Source organism: Lactobacillus panisapium (assembly GCF_019469265.1).
GTDB classification, from domain to species: domain Bacteria; phylum Bacillota; class Bacilli; order Lactobacillales; family Lactobacillaceae; genus Lactobacillus; species Lactobacillus panisapium.
This window is the reverse complement of the sequence record NZ_CP048268.1, coordinates 1,389,295-1,403,648: the sequence shown is the minus strand read 5'-3', so window position 1 is coordinate 1,403,648 and position 14,354 is coordinate 1,389,295. Positions and strand designations below refer to the sequence as shown.

Annotated in this window: 16 protein-coding genes; 13 read left to right on the top strand and 3 right to left on the bottom strand. The window is 38.5% G+C overall.

Features of this window, described 5'->3' with window-relative positions:
• Positions 1-46: 46 nt before the first annotated feature.
• Complete coding sequence (gene greA / locus GYM71_RS06690) at positions 47-523, top strand: transcription elongation factor GreA (RefSeq protein WP_103751854.1); 477 nt, start codon at positions 47-49, stop codon at positions 521-523.
• 68 nt (positions 524-591) lie between these two features.
• Here the strand turns inward: greA and GYM71_RS06685 are convergent, their stop codons facing one another.
• Positions 592-1,506, bottom strand: a complete 915-nt coding sequence (locus GYM71_RS06685) for an N-acetylglucosamine kinase (RefSeq protein WP_220219915.1) — start codon at positions 1,504-1,506, stop codon at positions 592-594.
• Positions 1,507-1,832: 326 nt separating this feature from the next.
• Between GYM71_RS06685 and GYM71_RS06680 the strand changes: the two genes are divergently transcribed.
• The 10 genes from GYM71_RS06680 to GYM71_RS06635 all read left to right on the top strand — a co-directional run bounded on the left by GYM71_RS06680 (position 1,833) and on the right by GYM71_RS06635 (position 11,272).
• Complete coding sequence (locus GYM71_RS06680) at positions 1,833-3,860, top strand: peptidoglycan D,D-transpeptidase FtsI family protein (protein WP_220221194.1); 2,028 nt, start codon at positions 1,833-1,835, stop codon at positions 3,858-3,860.
• A gap of 84 nt (positions 3,861-3,944) precedes the next feature.
• Positions 3,945-4,094, top strand: a complete 150-nt coding sequence (rpmG, locus tag GYM71_RS06675; protein ID WP_081945351.1) for a 50S ribosomal protein L33 — start codon at positions 3,945-3,947, stop codon at positions 4,092-4,094.
• A gap of 54 nt (positions 4,095-4,148) precedes the next feature.
• A complete protein-coding gene (locus GYM71_RS06670; RefSeq protein ID WP_220219914.1) occupies positions 4,149-4,721 on the top strand; it encodes a 5-formyltetrahydrofolate cyclo-ligase in 573 nt (190 codons plus the stop codon).
• A gap of 11 nt (positions 4,722-4,732) precedes the next feature.
• On the top strand, positions 4,733-5,416 hold the full coding sequence (locus tag GYM71_RS06665) for a rhomboid family intramembrane serine protease (protein ID WP_220219913.1): 684 nt from the start codon (positions 4,733-4,735) through the stop codon (positions 5,414-5,416).
• The gene (locus GYM71_RS06660) at positions 5,413-5,631 is read left to right on the top strand and encodes a YqgQ family protein (RefSeq protein WP_220219912.1); all 219 of its coding nucleotides are present in this window, start codon (positions 5,413-5,415) and stop codon (positions 5,629-5,631) included. Before GYM71_RS06665 ends, GYM71_RS06660 begins: the two co-directional genes overlap by 4 nt.
• Before the next feature lie 49 nt (positions 5,632-5,680).
• Positions 5,681-6,085 (top strand): rhodanese-like domain-containing protein, encoded by a 405-nt coding sequence (locus GYM71_RS06655; RefSeq protein ID WP_103751849.1) that lies wholly within the window; start codon positions 5,681-5,683, stop codon positions 6,083-6,085.
• 78 nt (positions 6,086-6,163) lie between these two features.
• Positions 6,164-7,084, top strand: coding sequence for a tRNA (adenosine(37)-N6)-dimethylallyltransferase MiaA (gene miaA / locus GYM71_RS06650; protein ID WP_220219911.1), 921 nt, complete (start codon positions 6,164-6,166; stop codon positions 7,082-7,084).
• Positions 7,077-8,324, top strand: coding sequence for a methionine gamma-lyase family protein (locus GYM71_RS06645; protein ID WP_220219910.1), 1,248 nt, complete (start codon positions 7,077-7,079; stop codon positions 8,322-8,324). The genes miaA and GYM71_RS06645 overlap by 8 nt, the downstream gene beginning before the upstream one ends.
• Before the next feature lie 185 nt (positions 8,325-8,509).
• Positions 8,510-9,847, top strand: coding sequence for a type I glutamate--ammonia ligase (glnA, locus tag GYM71_RS06640; RefSeq protein WP_220219909.1), 1,338 nt, complete (start codon positions 8,510-8,512; stop codon positions 9,845-9,847).
• A 246-nt stretch (positions 9,848-10,093) separates the two neighbouring features.
• Positions 10,094-11,272 (top strand): MFS transporter, encoded by a 1,179-nt coding sequence (locus tag GYM71_RS06635; protein WP_220219908.1) that lies wholly within the window; start codon positions 10,094-10,096, stop codon positions 11,270-11,272.
• Positions 11,273-11,316: 44 nt separating this feature from the next.
• Here GYM71_RS06635 and pyrE read toward each other — a convergent pair whose 3' ends face one another.
• A complete protein-coding gene (gene pyrE / locus GYM71_RS06630; RefSeq protein WP_220219907.1) occupies positions 11,317-11,955 on the bottom strand; it encodes an orotate phosphoribosyltransferase in 639 nt (212 codons plus the stop codon).
• Positions 11,956-12,663 carry an orotidine-5'-phosphate decarboxylase gene (gene pyrF / locus GYM71_RS06625; RefSeq protein WP_220219906.1) on the bottom strand — a complete coding sequence of 236 codons (708 nt, stop codon included), beginning with the start codon at positions 12,661-12,663 and terminating at the stop codon, positions 11,956-11,958.
• A gap of 242 nt (positions 12,664-12,905) precedes the next feature.
• Between pyrF and GYM71_RS06620 the strand changes: the two genes are divergently transcribed.
• Positions 12,906-13,829, top strand: a complete 924-nt coding sequence (locus GYM71_RS06620) for a dihydroorotate dehydrogenase (protein WP_220219905.1) — start codon at positions 12,906-12,908, stop codon at positions 13,827-13,829.
• A 153-nt stretch (positions 13,830-13,982) separates the two neighbouring features.
• The gene (locus tag GYM71_RS06615) at positions 13,983-14,351 is read left to right on the top strand and encodes a hypothetical protein (RefSeq protein WP_220219904.1); all 369 of its coding nucleotides are present in this window, start codon (positions 13,983-13,985) and stop codon (positions 14,349-14,351) included.
• Positions 14,352-14,354: the final 3 nt, after the last annotated feature.

The following is a 14,354-nucleotide window of genomic DNA, read 5'->3' as shown; positions in this document are numbered from 1 at the left end:
TAGACCAGTGCAAAAAGAATTTTAACTTTAAGGAGTAGGAAATTTTATGCCTGAGAAATCATATCCAATGACTGCCGAAGGAAAAGAAAAACTTGAGGCAGAATTAAAAAATTTAAAAGTTGTTAAACGTCCTGAAGTAATTGAGCGAATTAAGGTTGCGCGTTCTTACGGTGACTTATCTGAAAACTCAGAATATGATGCTGCTAAGGATGAGCAAAGTCATCTTGAAGATCGGATTAACGTTGTTGAAGAAATGTTAAAGTATGCTCATGTGGTAGATGCTAATTCAAGTGACCCCGATGAAGTAGCAGTTGGTAAGACTGTTACTTATACTGAGGTTGGTGAAGACGAACCAGAAACATACACCATTGTCGGAAGTGATGAATCTGATCCATTAAGTGGAAAGATTTCTAACGATTCACCAATTGCACAAGCAATTTTAGGCAAGAAAAAAGGCGAAACAGTCACTATTGCCACCCCAGGTGGTAAGTTTGACGTTGTTATCAACAAGGTTGAAGAATAAAACTCTTTAATTAAAAAAAACAGATTACTGCAACCAGTAATCTGTTTTTTAGTATTTTTTAGTAAATATTACCGACTTGTAAAGTAGCGGTAATCCTTACTTTTATCGTAAATAACGCCGCGAGCATTTTCGCCGTTTGAAATAGAGAATTCCGCATTAGGGTAATGCTCCTTAACCTTTTCTTCTAAAAAGTTGCGTAGCATTGCATTATTAGCTAGAACTGATCCGGTCAGAGCAATCCGCATTGGCTTAGGCTCCTCATAGCGATCCATTCCGATAATAATATCGCGGGCAAGCAATTCAGCTTGCTCTTTAATTACAGCAATAGCATCTTGATCACCATTATCGGCAAGCTTTGCCACGCTAACGGCCATTGAGGCAACTTCTGGGTTGGACATTTGGTAAAATTTAGCGGTCCCATCAACAATATTATCAGTCTTAAATAGGTCATTAAACATTGGAATTAAGGCATTTTCTTCGCGTTTGTCCCAGCTTAAAAGTGCGGCTTTTAAGGCAGTTAAGGCAATTGCATAACCAGAACCTTCATCACCTAAAATTGAGCCATAACCACCAGTGGTAATGATTCGCCCTTTTTGCAGGCCATTAAAGACTGAACCAGTACCAGCAATTACTAGTCCACCATCTTCACCTTCAAGCCCGCTATACAGGGCAAGTAGTGAATCTGTTACAGCTCTAGTAGGCAAATTGTTAACCTTGGCAGAAATTTCTGCAGCTACTTCAGGTGCATGCCCGATTACTGAAAGTCCAGCCATACCACATAAAATCCGTTGGCAATCACCGTCAATTTGGTCAATTAGTTGGTTAATAGCTCCGGTAATATTACTAATTGCATTGTCGTAATCTGTATTAACTTGTCCGGGGCCAGCTTCACTGCGTTCAATTTCTTGACCGCTCATATCATAGGCGATTGCGGTAGTATGAGTACCACCAGCATCAACACCAATTTGGTATTCAAGTGTCATTTTTGTTTCTTCTTTCCATTTTAATCTAAGTCTTTATATTATTTATTTTATTACAAAAGAAATAAATACAGAAGATATTTTAGCAAAAGGCTTTCAAGTTCTTCTATCCTGACAGAGAATGATGATAATTAAAACAGCGCAATTATGCGGATTAACTAAAATCTGGTAAAATTTTGTCAAAGCAATGTCCAACTAATAGAATTGCACCCTAGTTTTTGGTAAAATAACCACTAGTTTAGTGAGGTTTGAGTTACGTGAAATTTTTTAAGAATAATCGAAAAACTAAATCTAATAGTACAAAAAATCAACCTTCAACGCCAATCAGAATGAAAATCATTTTGGCGATTATTTTTGTGCTTTTTGCGACTTTAATTGGGCAGCTGGCTTATCTGCAAATTGGCTATGGGTCGCGGTTTAAAGCCGAAGTACAAAAATCAAATTCCGCCGTCGTTTCCAGCCAAGTACCTCGGGGAGTGATGTATGACAGCAAGGGCCGTATTTTGGTTGGTAATAAAGCCAAAAATGCTATTACTTATACTAAAAGTGTTTCTACAACTGCTGATGATATTTATTCTATTTCAAATAAGCTTAGCCAGTATATTCGCATCAAGAACGAAAAACCAACTGAACAACAAGTGATTGATTATTACTTGGGTGATAAGAAAAATAGTACAAAAGAAACCGCTAAAGTGCCCAAGTCAATCAGGGCAACAGAAGATGATGAACTAATCAATAATCGAATTCATGACCAAGTGCGGGCTGAACACATTAAATTAACCGATCGGGAAAAAACGGCGGCTCTGATTTATAACAAAATCTCGGGTGCCTATACTTTATCGACAATTTATTTAAAAAACAGCGATTTGACTGATAAAGAAATAGCTGAAGTTGGGGAGCACTTATCCGATTTACCCGGTGTTGGAATTGGAACAGATTGGCAGAGATCATATCCTAACGGGTCTTCAATTCAGAGTATTATCGGATCTGTATCAACAGAAAAGGCCGGCTTGCCAAGTGATAATTTACAATATTATTTAACTAACGGTTATTCTCGTAATGATCGCGTGGGTACTTCCTACTTAGAACAAGAATATGAGCCTTTATTAAAGGGAACTAAATCCACTAGCAAAATTTGGACTAAGAGTTCAGGCAACATTGAACAAACTAAGTCAGTTTACTCTGGTCAGGCTGGAGCAAGCTTAGTTTTGACCTTAGATGCCAAATATCAAAAAGAAGTGCAGAACTCTTTACAACAAATATATTCTTCAGCAATTGCTTCTGGTGCGGCTCGCTATTCTAATGGTGCTTATGCGGTTGCAATGAATCCTAAAACAGGTGCATTATTAGCTGTAGCCGGCATTAGTCGTGATCCGAAGAAGAATAAAACAACTAACAATGCTCTCGGTGTAATTAACCAAGCATTTGTTATGGGGTCTGCTGTTAAGGGAGCAATGGTTAGTGGCGGTTTAATCAATAACGTAATCACGCCAACTAATAATGTCTTACCGGATACGCCAGTTTATCTTCCAGGAACACCGATTAAAAAATCAGTTTATCCGGTTGGAACCTTTGGTGCTCTTGATGCTTCGACCGCTTTGGAAGTTTCCAGTAACATTTACATGATGCACTTGGCGATGAACTGGGTACATGCAAAATACATTCCTAAACAATACATTCATATGCCTTCGACCGCATTTGATACTTTGCGGCATAACTTTAACATGTTTGGGTTGGGTCAAAAAACCGGCGTTGACTTGCCGGGTGAAATATCAGGTATTCAGGGTAAGTCTTTTGATGAACACGGAAATATTCTTTCTGGTTCTGTTCTTGACCTGTCATACGGTAACTATGACGCCTACACGCCAATTCAAATGGTGCAATATGTTTCAACTATTGCCAACGGTGGCTATAGGATGCAGCCATATGTTGTGCAGTCAATTGGTCGAACAGCAAGTAATGGCAAAAAGGTTTACATTGACTATAATAAAAAGCCTAATGTCCAGCTGAAAATTCCTTGGACCCCAAGTGAATTGGATGTTGTGCGGCAAGGTTTTTGGCGGGTAGTTCATGGAACCAATTCTTGGGGAACGGCCCACAAACTAAAGGATGTCAAACCATCGATTTCAGGTAAATCTGGTACGGCGCAAACCTTTTACTATGATCCTGATCACCCTAACCAGAAAAATCCGCCGGAATTGGTTAATGCCACCTTTGTCGGGTATGCACCTTCTAACAATGCGGAAATTGCTACGGCTGTTGTCTTTCCAGGTTTAGACCCAGAATTAGAAGGGTCTTATACGCTGCAAATGACTAAGGCAATGGTTCAAGATTACTTTAAACTACATAAAAAATAGAAATTTGGTAATTATCGCTGGTAAAAAGTCCAGAGAAATGCTAAACTTATACAGTCAGAATAAAGAATTTAGGTGGTGAAAGAAATGGCAGATAACATCATTTTGGAATGCACCGAATGTGGAGATAGAAGTTACTTATCTAAGAAAAACAAGCGTAAGCATCCGGAACGTTTAAGTTTGAAGAAGTATTGCCCAGTTGAAAGACATACGACTCTTCATCGTGAAACTAAGTAATAAACTAACTATAGCAAGGGCCTATGCTCCTGCTATTTTTTGTATGGAATAAGCATGAATAAAAAAGAACTACGGCAAAAACAAAAAGAAAGATTGAGCAGTTTTGCGGATAGTACTGAAAAAGATACTGAAGATCAAGCTTTGCTCACGAATTTCATTAATTCACAAATTTTAGATGGCAAGGAAAGTATTGGAGTAACTTCTTCTTTATCATATGAAGTCGATACCTCTAAATTAATTGCCTATTTATGGGATCAGGGTAAGGATGTCTATTTAGCCCGCGCTAATGACAATCCTGAACGTTCACAAGATTTTCTTTCATATAATTACACTACGAAGCTTGGTAAAACAAAATTTGGTGTTGAGGAAGTTGAAGATCCTAAGGCAAAAGTCAATAACCAGCTTGACTTAGTCATTGTTCCTGGTTTGGCCTTTGCTCGCGATTCCCATCAACGTGTTGGATTTGGTGGGGGATACTACGACAGATTTTTAGCTAAACATCCGAATGCAGCAACTGTTGCTTTGGCAAACTCACAAATGATTTTTGAAACCGCGACTTGGAATGTTGAACAAACAGATATCCCGATTCAAACTATTATTACGCCTAATTCAATCTTGCAAAAATAAATGAGGTTAAGATGAATCAACGACAATATTTGAAAAACTGTTATATTACTGTTGCCATTTTACTGACACTTTTGGTAGTCTTTTTAATTGAAGTGATGCAAGGTGGATCAGAGAATGCCTATGTTTTAGTAAAAATGGGCGCAATGAATAATCTTGCTGTTGTGGGACAAAACCAATGGTGGCGTTTATTTACGGCTCAGTTTTTACATATTGGGATCATGCATTTAGCTTCTAATGCGGTGATGATCTATTACATTGGTACTTATATTGAACCATTATTGGGCCACTGGCGTTTTTTACTTCTGTATCTATCCGCTGGTGTTGGGGGCAATTTGCTTAGCTTGGCTCTTGGTAGTGACAGTTCTTTAAGTGCTGGTGCATCGACTGCGTTATTTGGCCTTTTTGGTGCCATGACTGCAGTTGCAGTTAAGAATCGTGCCAATCCAGTTATTTCTTATTTAGGTAAGCAGGCTTTTTGGCTAGCTGTGATTAATATTGTGCTTGATTTGTTTTCGCCTAATATCGATATTCAAGGCCATATTGGCGGTTTAGCAGTCGGCTTTCTAATTGCAATTATCCTCGGAGATCGGACAACCCACCATTACTCTGTTAAGGAAAGAGTGGTGGCAGCCACCGTATTAATTGTCTATTGTGTGGCTACTGTCAGAATGGGTATGGTTATCAAATTATCATGAAAACTTTATACGATGTTCAACAACTTCTTGAAAAATATGGCATTATGGTCCATGTTGGCAAAAGAATTTGGGATATTGAATTAATGGCGCTGGAGCTTGATAATATTAATCGTGCGCATTTAATTGATCAGCATGACTATTTAATTGCTAAGCTAATTCTTCGCCGGGAACACGAATATGAAGAAAAGCTTGAGAAAAATAAGCATCACTCCTAATTTAGGAGTATATTATTTTTATAAACTTTGATAGGAGAGAAGAAAATTTATGTCAACTTTTTTAATTATTGTAGACGTGGTATTGGTTGTTATCATCCTTGCCTTTGTTCTGGTTTGGCTATGGAATAAAATTCAAACTAAGCGCTTAGGTAACGGTGATTTGACTAATGATGAGTTCAATCAGGGCATGAGAAAGGCTCAGATTGTTGATTTACGGGAAAAAGCTCCCTTCAAAAGAAAGCACATTGATGGGGCACGGAATTTGCCTTATACCATGTTGAAGTACCAATATACTGAATTAAGAGCAGATCTTCCGGTTTACCTTTATTCAGATTCGTTATCTGTAACTCTTCGTGCAGCAAGATTTTTACAAAAAAAGCACTTCTCTTCAATTAAATGGCTTAAAAATGGCTTTGATGAGTGGAATGGACGGACGAAATCATCTAAATATTAATTAAGGAACATGTTTGTCATTTTTTTCAAACGTGTTTTTTTAATATATAATTAAAAAAGTACAAAAGGGAAGCGAAAAATGCAGAAAATCATAGCAATCGTAGGACCAACAGCGATTGGTAAAACCAGTTTGGCGATTTCTTTGGCACAAAAGCTTAATGCGGCTATTGTGTCGGGCGATTCGATGCAGGTTTATCGTGAAGTGGCAATTGGGACAGCCAAAGCAACACCTGAAGAGCAAAAAGCAGTCCATCATTACTTAGTCGACACGCGCTCGGTCTTTGAGCCATACTCCGTTGTTGATTTTGTTAAACAAGCCGAAACGGCGGTCAATACAATTGCGACCAAAAAAGAGTTACCAATGCTCGTAGGTGGAACTGGCTTTTATGTCAATGCACTGTTAAACCAGATGCAATTAGGTGAGAAAAAGGAACAGCAGCAGGCAATTGATGAAAAGTGGCAACAATTCTTAGCTTTAAATGGAGCGGAAAAATTATGGCAGGAATTAAACCAGCGAGATCAAGCAGCGGCCGAGAAAATCCCACTTAATAATACCCGACGTGTACTACGGGCGTTGACCGTTATTGACCGAACCGGACAAAAGTTTTCTGAACAACAGGAAAAAATAATGCCACGGTATGATTATTTAATTATTGGTCTTAATGCAAACAGACAGGAAATTTATCGCAGAATTAATCTTCGGGTAGATCAGATGATGCAAGAGGGACTGTTAGGCGAAGCAGAATTTGTTTATCAAAATCGGGAAAAAGAGTACCAGATTTTGCAAGCGATTGGCTATAAAGAATTTTTTCCGTATTTTACTGGTGAAAGCACATTAGAGGATTGTATCGCAAAAGTTAAAGCTGCATCTCGGCGCTATGCCAAAAGACAGCTAACATACTTTAGAAATCAATTGCCCGTTGTCTGGTTTGACCCGTTAGACGACCCAGAATGTCAGATAAAGATAGAACAGAAAGTGAAGGAATGGTTGAATGAATAATTGGCCGCAAGAATTACAACAAATTGTTAACGAAATTGATCAACAGATTGCACCGCAATTAAGTAAAATTGATGATAATATCCTTTTTAACCAAAATAAGGTCTTACAAGCCTTTAAGGATGAAGCAGTTGCTGAAGCTGACTTAATCGGAAGTACTGGTTATGGATCGGATGATAGTGGTCGCGATAAGCTTGATCGCATTTACGCGCAAATTTTTCATACTGAAGATGCCTTAGTTCGCTCACAATTTGTCTCTGGTACTCATACCTTAGCAACAGCGATGGCTGGCAATTTGCTGCCAGGAGACGAACTAACTTATATTACTGGTATGCCATATGATACACTGCAACAAGTAATCGGAATTGCGGGCGACGGCCGAGGAAGCTTAAAGTCATATGGCGTTAAGTTTTCCCATGTTCCTTTAAAAGACGGAGACGTTGATTTTGCAGCAGCTCGCAAGTTGTTATCTGAGCACCAACCTAAGATGGTTGTCATTCAGCGCTCTCGTGGCTATGACACACGTCAAAGCTTTACGGTTGAAAAAATCAAGCCGATGATTGCGATGATTCGTGAAGTTAGTCCTAATAGTATTGTCTTTGTTGATAATTGCTATGGAGAATTTTCCGAAAAGCATGAACCGACTGAGTTTGGGGCCGACTTAATGGCTGGGTCATTAATTAAAAATGCTGGCGGTGGATTGGCCAAAGTTGGTGGTTATGTTGTTGGTAAACATGAATTAATTGAAAATACTGCCGCCAGACTCACGGCTGGAGGAATTGGTAGAGAAGAAGGTGCCAGTCTTAACAACAACCTTGATTATTTTGAGGGCTTGTTTATTTCACCAAGTGTCACTGGTAATGCGATTAAAGGGGCAATTTATTCTTCTGCCTTATTGGCCAGAATGGGTGCTCAAGTATCACCAAAGTGGGATGATGATCGGACAGACTTAATTCAGGCAGTTATCTTCCATGATAAAGATAAGATGATTAGATTTGCTAAAGCACTGCAAGAAAATTCTCCAATTAACTCATTCGTTGATCCTGTCCCAAGTAATGATACAGGTTATGAGGATCAGGTAATCATGGCAGATGGTTCATTTGTCGAAGGTGCAAGCATCGAATTCTCAGGCGATGGACCAATTCGGCCGCCATACGCGATTTATATGCAAGGTGGCTTGACATATGCTCATGTCAAGATTGCTATCACTAATGCAGTTAATGAGCTCTTTTTCCAAAATTAATTTTTGCATTGAAAAGGGCTTTAATTAAAGTAAAACTTTGGTAAAGATTAGCAAAAAGTGGTTAGACCACTTTGACTTTTATTTAATGTTTTGCTAATCTATTAATCAAGTTTTAGGCAGGTAGTTGAGTACTTGCCTGGGCTATACCAATTATAAGTTGTTTATATTTTTTTAGGTGGAAAAGCATGACAAAGAAAATTACAGCAGATGATATAAGAAAAAGCGTCGCTAATGACGATGTTCGTTTTATTCGACTAACTTTTACTGACATTAATGGGACACTCAAGGCAGTTGAAGTACCTAATAGTCAACTGGAAAAAGTACTCACTAATGATGTTCGGTTCGATGGTTCTTCAATTGATGGTTTTGTTCGCTTAGAAGAAAGCGATATGGTTTTATATCCAGACTTTTCGACTTGGTCAGTATTACCTTGGACAGATAGCCAGGGCGGTAAGATTGGCTGCTTAATTTGTTCTGTTCATATGACAGATGGTAAGCCATTTGCAGGGGATCCGCGGAACAATTTGAAGCGGATTGTTGAACAAATGAAGGATATGGGCTTTTCCGCATTTGATATTGGATTTGAAGCTGAATTTCATTTACTTAAGCTTGATGAAAATGGCAACTGGACCACAAAGGTTCCTGATCATGCTTCATACTTTGATCTTACTTCCAATGATGAAAGTGCTAGTTGCAGACGTGATATCGTTGAAACTTTGGAAAGTATTGGGTTTGAAGTTGAAGCAGCGCACCATGAAGTTGGTGACGGTCAACAAGAAATCGACTTTAAGTTTGATGACGCATTAACCACAGCCGACCGGGTTCAAACCTTTAAGATGGTTGTTCGTGAAATTGCTAAAAAGCATGGATTATTCGCTACATTCATGGCTAAACCATTACAGGGACAAGCTGGTAACGGAATGCACACGAACATGTCATTATTCAAAAATGGTAAAAATGCTTTTTACGACAAGAATAATAAATTCCACTTGTCCAATACAGCGCTCTACTTTTTAAATGGTATTTTAGATCATGCACGTGCAATCACTGCTGTAGCTAACCCAACAGTCAATTCATACAAGAGATTGATTCCTGGCTATGAAGCACCCGTATATATTTCTTGGGCTTCAAAGAATCGGTCACCAATGGTTCGCGTACCTTCAGCTGAAGAGGTTAATACCAGATTGGAAATGCGTTCAGCTGACCCAACGGCTAACCCATACTTATTATTGGCCGCATGCCTAGCTGCTGGTCTTGATGGCATCAAGAGAGAAGAGATGCCAATGGATCCAATCGATTGCAACTTATTTGATGTCAGTGAAGAGAAGAGAAATGAAATGGGAATTAAGCCATTGCCTTCAACTTTGCACAATGCTCTTAAAGCTTTTAAGGAAGACAAGTTAATTCAAGATGCTCTTGGAGAGCACTTGACCCAAAGCTTTACAAGCTCTAAAGAACTTGAATGGTCACAATATGCTGAAACTGTTTCTGATTGGGAAAGAAACAGATACATGGGTTACTAATTAAGAAAACCAAAGACTTTCTTACTGGTAAATATAAAATAATAAAACACTGGATCTAATTGATTCAGTGTTTTTTTGTGTATTACGAGGTAGACCAATTTTCTAAAAGAAGAGCACAGTTTCATCCATTTAGCTACTTGTATTAGCAAAAAAGAACCGCCTATTTAGGTAGAACCCATTACTTATAGGGCCTAGAAGTGCTAGAATATTAATATTAACTATTTTTTAAGAGATAGTGAGGAGAAAATGGCTAAAGGAAAATCGATTTATACTAAGGATGTTATATTAGTGATGGCAGCATCGTTCTTCTTTATGTTTAGTACGATGTTCGTTAACCCATTAATCAATGGTTATGCCAAAAGCTTAGGTGCAAGCAGCGCATTTGCCGGTATTATTGTTGGTATTATGAGTATTGCAGCAATGTTTTTAAGACCAATTGCTGGTAATTTAACCGATAAATTTTCAAAATATCAACTTTCCTTTATTGGTGGAATTTTGATTATGATCGGTGTCATTGGCTATGTTTTTGCACCGGCTAGCGGTTGGCTGTTACTGTTGCGCATTATTAATGGAACCGGCTTTGTCTTATGTACTGTTTGTATGACTACTTGGCTAGCATTTTTAGTTCCGCGGCAACATGTCGGTCAGGCCATGGGTTTTTATGGTCTGATGAATGCGTTGGCAATGGCGGTTGCACCAGCTTTAGCAATTAATATTTACCAAAAGACTGGCTACCGGGCAGCCATAATTGCGTCTGCTGTTTCATCTTTTTTAATGGTAATCATGATTCAATTTGTTGGTAATCGGGCGAATCCGCAAAAGCGAGTCAAAAAACAGGGCTCACCACACCATCTTAAAATTATTCAGAAAAATGTATTACCGATTGCACTGTTAACTACTTTGTTTGCTTTTCCTTATTTTGCCACCCAAGCTGATTTGGTTACATATGCTGAACAGAGGCATTTACATGTTGCTGTCAGCTCATTCTTTTTAATTTATGCGCTTGTACTCCTTTTAATTAGGGTTGTGCTAAAGAACTTATTTGATACTGTGCCTTTTGGGGTCTGGTTCTGGATTAGTTTAGCTTCTACTTTTATTTACATTATGTTGCTATCTGTGATGAAAAATAACTGGATCATGGCCTTGGCAGCGGCGTTTATGGCTATTGGGTACGGTGTCATTTACTCAATCTTACAGTCGACCGCGTTACTATTAGCTCCGATCAGTGAGCAGGGGCTGGCAAGTAGTACATTTTATCTTGGACTGGATGTTGGGATGTCCTTTGGCCCAATTATCATGGGCTTTGTCAATGATATCTTACCTGTAAAGTACTTTTACTCTATTCAATTGATTTTACTGCCGCTCATGCTCTTGGTCTATTTCCGTTACCGTAAACGGCTCAATAATGCCATTAACAATCATTAATAAAAATCCGATCACCAATATCAATTGGTAATCGGATTTTTATTTTAGTGATTAAATTTTTCACCCCATGCCCACGGGTCTTCGTGCCAGGTTTTTAATGCTTCATATTCCTTAACACTGATATAATTCATTTCTTGCTCTTTTTTTAATAGTTCAGGATAAGTTAATAAGGGACTGAAATTAACATCAGCTTTGGCAAAGTTTTGCTTAGTATCTTTTAAATAATAAGTAAAAATAGAAGCAACACCGATAACATTGCCGCCTTCATTTTTAGTTGCTTTGACAGCATTTAAGACGGAACCACCAGTCGTGATTAAATCATCTATTAAAACAATTTTATCGTTGGCACTAAATCGCCCCTCAATTTGTCTACCCTTACCATGATCTTTGGGCTCAGGACGTACATAAATCATTGGTAGCGCTAATTTGGCTGCAACCCAAGCTGCATGAGGGATTCCAGCGGTTGCTACACCACCAATAATTGTGACATCTGGATAATTCTTTTTAATTAAGTCGGCAAGATCAGTAGCAATCCAGTCCCGCAAATCAGGGTATGAGACTGTTAACCGTAAATCAGTATAGATTGGTGAAAGCATACCACTAGCATAGGTATATGGTTTGCTTGGGGAAATTGTAATGATTTTTTGTTCAACTAGTTTATTAATGATTTGTTCTTGAAACATTTAATTAAACTCCTTCTTAATTCTTTCATAGACAATAGCTGGTTCCTGAGCCTGCGTAATCGGACGGCCAACCACAATTGCACTTGAGCCGTATTCTTTAGCTTTTTGGGGTGTCGCGACGCGTTTTTGGTCACCATTTTGATTTTCTGCTAACCGGATTCCGGGAGTTACGTAGAGAAAGTCTTCTCCAACTTGACTACGCAAATTGCTAACTTCCAGCGGTGAGCAGATAACGCCATCTGCTCCAGAAATTTTTGCGGTTTTAGCAAGGCTAACGACTTGCTTGGTCATTGGTAATGAACAGTTTTGCTCGTCTGCTAAAATTTGGTCTGAAATCGAGGTTAATTCAGTTACTGCTAAAAGCTTGGGCACTTCCTTGCCAGCTTTTGTACCTTCAATTAAGCCTTTCTTTGCTGCTGCAATCATTGCACTACCACCTAGAGCATGAATCGTTGTGCAATCAATCCCTAGCCGGGCCAATTGTTTAGCTGCTCCATATACGGTATTAGGGATGTCGTGCAACTTTAAATCTAAAAAAATATGATAACCCTTCTGAACTAGTTCAGAAACGAATTCAGAGCCAGAATGATAAAAGAGTTCCATTCCCACTTTTAAATAAGTTTCTTTGGGCGCGCCCAACTGTTTTAACAATTGTTGAACATCAGATAAATTGTCATAGTCCAAAGCTACAAATACTGCTTTTTTCATAAAACCTCCACAAGCAAAAAAGCCTATTCTGGTACGAGAGTGCATCAAAATAGACTTTTTTCTTATTTAAGTCGTGTTTAACTTGCGGTCTCTCTGTACCGTTTAAAGTTCGTTAATTAAGAGCTTACCACCGGGATAGGCAAAATACAACAAAAATTTTGCTTTTAAAAAATGAGAAAACGTGTAAAATAGACCCAAAAATAATTGTAATGACGGAGAGCATTCATTTTTTGGAGGAAAAGATGACAAAAATTAGCGTTAATTTACCAGGACTAACGATGAAAAATCCACTTATGCCTGCCAGTGGTACTTTTGGGTTCGGTGATGTGCCTGCGGCGAAAAAGTTTGATTTAAACGAATTAGGTGCGTTAGTCATTAAAACCACAACACCTGAAGCACGAATTGGTAACCCACAGCCACAAATAGCGGTTCTTGATGAGGGTGTTCTAAACTCTGTGGGACTTACTAATCCTGGAGTCGATGAAGTAATTACGGCTAAGTTGCCGCCAATTAAAAAGCAATATCCCGAATTGCCATTAATGGCTAGTGTTGGTGGCGAAAGTAAGGCAGGCTATATTGAAGTTGCCCGTAAATTAGCAGATTCGGGCAAAGTAAATGCCTTAGAAATTAATTTTTCCTGTCCAAATGTGGCTGAAGGCGGAATGACCTTTGGCGTTCAACCAGCTTTAATTGAGGAGTTAACAGCAGCGATTAAAGCAGTCGTGGATGTGCCAATTTACATTAAACTGACGCCTAATGTCACGAGCGTGACCGAAATTGCTAAGGCTGCCGAAGCGGGTGGTGCAGATGGCTTATCCATGATTAACACCGTTACTGGAATGAGGATCAATATTGAAACCCGTAAACCACGTCTTGGTAATAATATTGGCGGCTATTCTGGTGCGGGTGTTAAGCCAATTGCTTTGTATCAAATTAATCAGGTTCGCCAAGTAACGGACTTGCCGATTATTGGCATGGGTGGAATTGAAAGTGCTCAAGATGTAGTTGAGTTTATGCTAGCTGGAGCAAATGCAGTAGCTGTTGGCAGTGCACACTTTAAGGATGCCCTTATCTGTCCGCACATTGCGCAAGATTTGCCTGCAATACTTGAAAAATTAGGTGTTACTGATATTAATGACTTAGTTGGTCAAGTAGAATTTAATTAGTTCAGGAAAACGCAAAAACTGATACGGGGGCTTGCGTTTTTTATTTAATAAGCAGCTTTACTTTCTAGCTTTATTATAATATTATTAAATAATAAAAAATACTATTTAATTTTTGTTTTTAGTAATTGGAATTAAAGGTGGCGCAAAATAATCATGTTTGAGTTAAAATTAGCCAGTAAAGTCAGAATGTGGCTAATGGCAGCTGTCCAATTTTTGCTAGGTTTATTTGGATATTATCATGCAAGTTCTAATTTCCGTTCAACATACCTGATAACATTTTTAATTATTGGGCTTTTAATCTTGGCGGGTTCATTTATTCCCAAGATTGTTGCAAAAATACCCGAAAAAAATGCGCAATTATCCGCTAATCAAAAATTCGAGCGTGGCATGGGGTTAGTGCTGGTCGCAATATCATTATTTTGTTTTATGCTAGATAATGAGACAGTTCTGTTAATAACACTTGATACTGGGTTGCTATTTGCACTTTTTCCTGCTGAGCCTGCCTTTGCTCTTTGGAAATGATTT

What these genes read in the sequence shown, in the direction of transcription:
- greA (WP_103751854.1), top strand. Translation starts at nt 47, where the DNA reads ATGCCTGAGAAATCATATCCAATGACTGCCGAAGGAAAAGAAAAACTT.
- GYM71_RS06685 (WP_220219915.1), bottom strand. Translation starts at nt 1,506, where the DNA reads ATGACACTTGAATACCAAATTGGTGTTGATGCTGGTGGTACTCATACT.
- GYM71_RS06680 (WP_220221194.1), top strand. Translation starts at nt 1,833, where the DNA reads ATGAAAATCATTTTGGCGATTATTTTTGTGCTTTTTGCGACTTTAATT.
- rpmG (WP_081945351.1), top strand. Translation starts at nt 3,945, where the DNA reads ATGGCAGATAACATCATTTTGGAATGCACCGAATGTGGAGATAGAAGT.
- GYM71_RS06670 (WP_220219914.1), top strand. Translation starts at nt 4,149, where the DNA reads ATGAATAAAAAAGAACTACGGCAAAAACAAAAAGAAAGATTGAGCAGT.
- GYM71_RS06665 (WP_220219913.1), top strand. Translation starts at nt 4,733, where the DNA reads ATGAATCAACGACAATATTTGAAAAACTGTTATATTACTGTTGCCATT.
- GYM71_RS06660 (WP_220219912.1), top strand. Translation starts at nt 5,413, where the DNA reads ATGAAAACTTTATACGATGTTCAACAACTTCTTGAAAAATATGGCATT.
- GYM71_RS06655 (WP_103751849.1), top strand. Translation starts at nt 5,681, where the DNA reads ATGTCAACTTTTTTAATTATTGTAGACGTGGTATTGGTTGTTATCATC.
- miaA (WP_220219911.1), top strand. Translation starts at nt 6,164, where the DNA reads ATGCAGAAAATCATAGCAATCGTAGGACCAACAGCGATTGGTAAAACC.
- GYM71_RS06645 (WP_220219910.1), top strand. Translation starts at nt 7,077, where the DNA reads ATGAATAATTGGCCGCAAGAATTACAACAAATTGTTAACGAAATTGAT.
- glnA (WP_220219909.1), top strand. Translation starts at nt 8,510, where the DNA reads ATGACAAAGAAAATTACAGCAGATGATATAAGAAAAAGCGTCGCTAAT.
- GYM71_RS06635 (WP_220219908.1), top strand. Translation starts at nt 10,094, where the DNA reads ATGGCTAAAGGAAAATCGATTTATACTAAGGATGTTATATTAGTGATG.
- pyrE (WP_220219907.1), bottom strand. Translation starts at nt 11,955, where the DNA reads ATGTTTCAAGAACAAATCATTAATAAACTAGTTGAACAAAAAATCATT.
- pyrF (WP_220219906.1), bottom strand. Translation starts at nt 12,663, where the DNA reads ATGAAAAAAGCAGTATTTGTAGCTTTGGACTATGACAATTTATCTGAT.
- GYM71_RS06620 (WP_220219905.1), top strand. Translation starts at nt 12,906, where the DNA reads ATGACAAAAATTAGCGTTAATTTACCAGGACTAACGATGAAAAATCCA.
- GYM71_RS06615 (WP_220219904.1), top strand. Translation starts at nt 13,983, where the DNA reads ATGTTTGAGTTAAAATTAGCCAGTAAAGTCAGAATGTGGCTAATGGCA.